Annotated in this window: 1 protein-coding gene; it reads right to left on the reverse strand. The window is 73.7% G+C overall.

From position 1 onward, the window contains the following. Positions 1 to 6,102: non-ribosomal peptide synthetase (locus tag R1101_RS26840; protein ID WP_016934091.1), on the reverse strand; the 6,102-nt coding region annotated here is incomplete at both ends.

A 6,102-nucleotide genomic window follows, 5' to 3' on the forward strand; every position in this document is an offset into this window, starting at 1 on the left:
GATGCCGCGGGCGGTGGCGGTGTCGTGCAGCCGCACCGACAGGGCGGTGTCCAGGTCGACGTCGAGGTCCTCGGAGATCCCGGCGGTGGTGCCGGGCCGGTGCTGGGGGGCGAGCAGGGTCGGCTCGTCCACCCCGGCCAGGGCACGGCGGTAGGCGTCGAGGGAGGCGTGCGGGTCGCGGTCGGCGAGCCAGCTCAGGTAGCTGCCGTAGTGCGGTGCCGGCGGCAGGGCCCGCAGGTCGCCGTCGGTGGTGTAGAGCACGAGCAGTTCCCGGATCAGCACCGGGGTGGACCAGCCGTCGAGCAGCAGGTGGTGGTTCGTCACTGCGAGCAGGTGCCGACCCGGGCCGGTGTGCACCACGGTCGCGCGCAGCAGCGGCGCGGTCTCGGTGTCGAAGCGGGTGCGCCGATCGAGCGCGAGCAGTTGGGCGGCGGCGTCGTCGGGGTCGGGGTCGTCGCTGGTGTCGGCGACGGTGAACGGCACCTCCACGTGGGTGGGGACGACCTGCACGTGCCCGTCCCCGGCGGCGGGGAACGCCGCGCGCAGCGCCGGATGCCGGTCGAGCAGCAGTTGCAGGGCGCGCCGCAGCCGGCTCGCGTCGACCTCGCCGCGCAGGTCGAGCACCAGTTGCACGATGTACGCGTCGGGGCGGTCCCCGGCGAGCAGGGCGTGGAAGAGCAACCCGGTCTGCAGCGGCGCGGTCGGCCACACCGTGTCGAGGCGCCCGTAGCGCTGCTCGAGGCGTTCGATGGCGTCCTGGTGCAGACGCACCAGCGGCAGATCCGAGGGGGTCAGTCCCCCGGCGTGCGGGCTGCGGGTGTGCCGGGTCAGTGCCGTGGCGGCGGTGGCGAACCGGTCGGCGAGGGCGGTGACGTCGGCGGCGGCGAGCAGCCCGGCCGGATACGACCAGTGCACCTCGAGCACCGGCCCGTTCGGGGTGTCGGTGGTGACGGCGTTGATGTCGAGCACCGCCGCGGCGGGCATGTCCGGGCTCTGCGCCCCACCGTGGGGGAAGCCGTCGATGGGCAGCCACGCGGTGTCGGTGTCGGTGATCCCGGCGGTGGGGCGACCGAGATAGTTGAAGCTGACCTGCGGTACCGGGGCGTCGGCGAGCCGCGCGGCGGTGTCGCTGTCGAGATGGCGCAGCAGCCCGAAGCCGGTGCCGTGGTCGGGGACGGCGGCGAGGTGTTCCTTGACGGTCTTGACGGCGCGCCCGGCGGCCGGGCCGGCGGCGAACGCGTCGTCGAGGTCGATGCCGGTCAGGTCCAGGCGCAGCGGGTGGATGGTGGTGAACCAGCCGACGGTGCCGGACAGGTCGGCGCCGGCGGCGGCGGTGCTGTCGCGGCCGTGACCTTCGAGGTTGAGCAGCAGCGAGGCGGGGTCGTGGCCGCGGTCGCGGCGCCAGGCCGCCACCGCCAGGGCGAGCGCGGTGAGCAGCCCGTGGTCGACGGCGCCGTGGAAGGCGGTGGGCACAGCGGTGAGCAGCGCCTCGGTGACGGCGGTGGGCAGTGCGGTGGTGAGGGTGGTGACGGTGGCGTTGGTGTCGCGCACGGGATCGAAGGCCCGGTGTCCCAGCGGCGGGTTCGGTCCGTCGAGCACCCGGCGCCAGAAATCGAGTTCGGTGCGGCGGGTGGGGGCGGCGTCGCGCAGGGCGTGCGCCCAGCGGCGCACGCTGGTGCCGGTGTGCGGGGGCAGCAGCGCACCGGTGCCGGCGGTGCCGGCGAGGGCAGCACTGCCGGTCGCGGTGGCTGCCCACGCGGCGGCCAGGTCGGGCACCAGGATGCGCCAGGACACCCCGTCGACGGCGAGATGGTGGATGACGACGAGCAACCGGCCGGCGCCGCTGGCGGTGTCGAACCACACCAGCTGCACCACCCGCCCGCCGTGCGGGTCGAGGCGGTCGGCGGCGGCGTCGAGTTCGGTGGCGGCCAGGGCGAAGAAGTCGTCGCTGTCGGCGGCGCTGGTGACCGGCACCCGGTGGACGACGGTGTCGACGTCGACGCTGCCCGGGGCGGGTACGTGCAGCACGTGTCCGCCGGGGGCGTCCGGCACCGGAAGCAGGTGCACGCGCAGCATGTCGTGCCGGTCGAGGACGGCGGTGACGATCGCCCGCAGCGTCGCCGCGTCCAGGCCGGTGGGCAGGCGCAGCAGCAGCGCCTGCGAGTAGCGGCCGATGCTGCCGCCGCGGTCGAGCATCCAGTGCGCGATCGGCGGCAGCGGCATGTCCCCGACCCCGCCGCCGGGCAGCTCGGCGAGGGTCTCCGCGGGGGCGGTGGTGCCGACGACGGCGGCGAGCGCGGCGGGGGTCTTGTGTTCGAACACCGCGCGGGGGGTCAGGTCCAGGCCGGCGGCCTTGGCGCGGGACACCAGTTGGATGGACATGATCGAGTCGCCGCCGAGAGCGAAGAACGAATCGTCCACCCCCACCGTGGGCAGACCCAGGACCTGCGCGAACAGTTCGACGAGGACGGTTTCGGGGCCGCGCGCCGGGGCGCGGGAGACGGTGGTGCGGGCAGCGAAGTCGGGGGCGGGCAGCGCACGCCGGTCGAGTTTGCCGGTCGCGGTGACCGGCAGCGTGTCGAGCACCACCAGGGTGGACGGCAGCATGTACGCGGCGAGTTCCCCGGCGGCATGGTCGAGCACCACGTCGACGTCGAGATCGTGGCCGGTCTCGGGCACCACGTACCCGACCAGACGTTCGGTGGTGGTGCCCGGGTCGGTGTGCACGACGACCACGGCGCGGGCGACGCCGGGAGCGCGCAGCAGTGCCGCTTCGATCTCGCCGAGCTCGATGCGGAAACCGCGCAGCTGCACCTGGAAGTCGGCGCGGCCGAGATATTCGATCTCGCCGTCGCGGGTACGCCGCGCCAGGTCACCGGTGCGGTAGAGCCGCTCGCCGGAGGTGCCGTGCGGGTCGGCGACGAACCGGGTGGCGGTCAGATCGGGGCGGCGCAGATAGCCGCGCGAGAGCTGGGCGCCGGAGACGTACAGTTCGCCGATCACCCCGGTGGGCACCGGATGCAGCCGGCTGTCGAGGATGTGCAGGCGCAGCGACGGCAGTGGCGCCCCGATCAAGCTGGCCGCGGCGGTGGCGGCGAGATCGCGGGTGAGGATGCGGGCGGTGACGTGCACGGTGGTCTCGGTGATGCCGTACATGTTCACCAGCGTCGGGGCGGTGTCGTCGTGGCGCCGGTACCAGCGGTCGAGTTGCGCGAAGTCGAGGGCTTCTCCACCGAAGATCACCCGGCGCAGCGCCGGCAGGTCGGCGGCGGCGCGGTCGGCGTCGATGAGCTGGTAGAAGGCCGTCGGGGTCTGGTTGAGCACGGTGACCCGTTCGCGGCGCAGCAGCGCCAGGAACTCCTGCGGGTTGCGGGCGGTGTGGTAGTCGACGACGACGAGCCGGCCGCCGTGGGCGAGCGCCCCCCACAGTTCCCACACCGAGAAGTCGAAGGCGTAGGAGTGGAACAGTGTCCACACATCGGCGGCGTCGAAGCCGAACATCTCGGTGGTGTCGGTGAGCAGGGTGACGACGGTGCGGTGCGGCACCACCACGCCCTTGGGGCGGCCGGTGGAGCCGGAGGTGTAGATGACGTACGCCGCGGCATCGGGATGCACCCGCGGCAGTCCGTCTGCGCCGGTGGGCATCTCGGTGAGGCGGGTGCGCACGGCCGGGTCGTGCAGGTCCACGATCGGTGGGGTGTGCGGCGGGAGACCGGTGGCGTGCTCGGCGGTGGTGAGCAGGCACACCGGGGCCGCGTCGTCGAACATGTACGCCAGCCGATCCGGGGGGAACGCCACGTCGACGGGCAGATAGGCGGCGCCGCTGTGCAGCACGGCGAGCAACGCGACGATCAGGTCGGTGCCGCGCGGCAACGCGACCGCGACGAGCCGGTCCGGGCCGGCGCCGTGCTCGGTGAGCAGCCGGGCCAGGCGCTGCACCCGGTCGGTGAGTTCGGCGTAACGCAGCGCTCCGTCGGGGGCGGTGACCGCGGTGGCGGCCGGATCGCGTCCGGCGCCGCGGGCGTAGACGTCGAGCAAACTGTCCGGGACCGGGTGGGAGGGGACGGGTGCGGCGGGACGTTCGTCGGCGGTGAGCAGATCGACGTCGCCGATCGGGCGGTGCGGGTCGGCGGTGACCGCGTCGAGCAGCCGCACCAGCCGCTGCGCGAAGGAGGCGACGGTGGTGGGATCGAACAGGTCGGTGGCGTAGGTGAACGCCGCCGGTATCCCGCCCGTCTCCCCCGCCGCGCCGGGGTCGGTGTTCTGCAGGGTCAGCTGCAGGTCGAACTTGGCGACCGGCAGCTCCGGGTCGAGGGCGTCGACTTCCAGCTCGGGCAACACCAGCCGGGCGGGTTCGGTGTTGCCGTATTCGAGGACCACCTGGAACAGCGGGGACCGGTCGGTCTCGCGGGCCGGGGCGAGCACGTCGACGAGGGTTTCGAAGGGCAGCTCGGTGTGGCCGAAGGCGGCCAGGTCGATCTCGCGGGTGCGGTGCAGATGATCGGTGAACGACAGGGCGCCGTCGACGGGGGTGCGCAGCACCACGGTGTTGACGAACATGCCGACCAGGTCGTCGAGGGCGCGGTGCCCGCGGCCGGCGACCGGGGAGCCGATGACGATGTCGGATGTGCCGGTCAGGCGGGCCAACAGCGCCGCGAACCCGGCGTGTACGGCCATGAACACGGTGGTGTCGTGCTCGGCGGCCAGCGCCTTGAGGCGTCGCTGCACGGCGGTGGGCACGGTGAAGTGGTGCAGCGCGCCGTGGAAGCTGCGCTGGGTGGGGCGGGGCCGGTCGGTGGGCAGCGGCAGCAGTTCGGGGGCGTCGGCGAGGGTGTCGCGCCAGAATTGCAGCTGGGTGGCGGCGAGGGAGGCCGGGTCGTCCGGGTCGCCGAGCAGGCGGCGTTGCCACAGCGCGTAGTCGGCGTACTGCACCGGCAGCGGCGCCCGGTCCGGGGCGGTGCCGGTGGTGCGGGCGGTGTAGGCGAGCATCAGGTCGCGGGCCAGCGGCGCCATCGACGAGCCGTCGGCGGCGATGTGGTGCACCACCACCGCGAGCACATGGGTGTGCTCGTCGAGGCGCCACAGCCGCAGCCGCACCGGCACCGCCGCGGCCACGTCGAAACCGGCGCCGACGAACTCGCCGAGTGCGGGGGGCAACTCCTCGGCGGTGACCGGCCGGGCGGTCAGGACCGGCAGGACCCGGTCGGTGTCCACGATCACCTGCCGCGGGCCGTGTTCGTCGCCGGGATACCAGGTGCGCAGGCTCTCGTGTCGGTCGAGCACGTCGCGCACCGCCGCGGTGAGCGCCGCGACGTCGAGGCGGCCGGACAGGCGGATGGCCAGGGGGATGTTGTAGGCGGCGGAGGTGGTGTCGAACTGGTTGACGAACCACATGCGTTGCTGCGCCGGGGACAGCGGCAGCCGCTCCGGGCGTTCGGCGGCGACCAGCGGCACCCGGCCGTGCCCGCCGTGGTCGTCGAGGATCCGCGCGGCCAGCGCCCGCACCGTGGGGGCCTCGAACACCGCGCGCACCCCGGCGTCGGTGCCGAGCGCGGCGTTGAGGCGGGCGACGACGCGGGTGGCGATCAGCGAGTTGCCGCCGAGATCGAAGAAGTTGTCGTCGACGGAGACCTGGGGGTGGCCGAGGATCTCGGCGACGATCTCGGCGACGGTGGCCTCGAGGTCGGTGCTCGGGGCGCGGTAGTCGCCGCCGAGGCGGGTCAGATCCGGCACGGGCAGGGCGCGGCGGTCGAGTTTGCCGACCGGGGTCAGCGGCAGCTCGTCGAGCAGCACCACGGCGGCGGGCACCATGTGGCCGGGTAGCCGGGCCGCGGCCCAGGCGCGCAGCGCCCGCGGATCGATCTGCCCGGCAGTGGTGTCGGTGAGATCGGGCAGCACATAGGACACGAGCACGGTGTCGCCGCTGGGGGCGGTGTGCCCGATGGTGTGGGCGAAGGCGATCGCGTCGTGGGCGGTGAGGGCGGCGTCGATCTCACCGAGTTCGATGCGGAAGCCGCGGACCTTGACCTGGAAGTCGGAGCGGCCGAGATATTCGACGGTGCCGTCGTGCCGCCACCGCACCACATCACCGGTGCGGTACAT

The organism is Rhodococcus sp. R1101, from assembly GCF_000278445.1.
GTDB lineage: Bacteria > Actinomycetota > Actinomycetes > Mycobacteriales > Mycobacteriaceae > Rhodococcus > Rhodococcus gordoniae.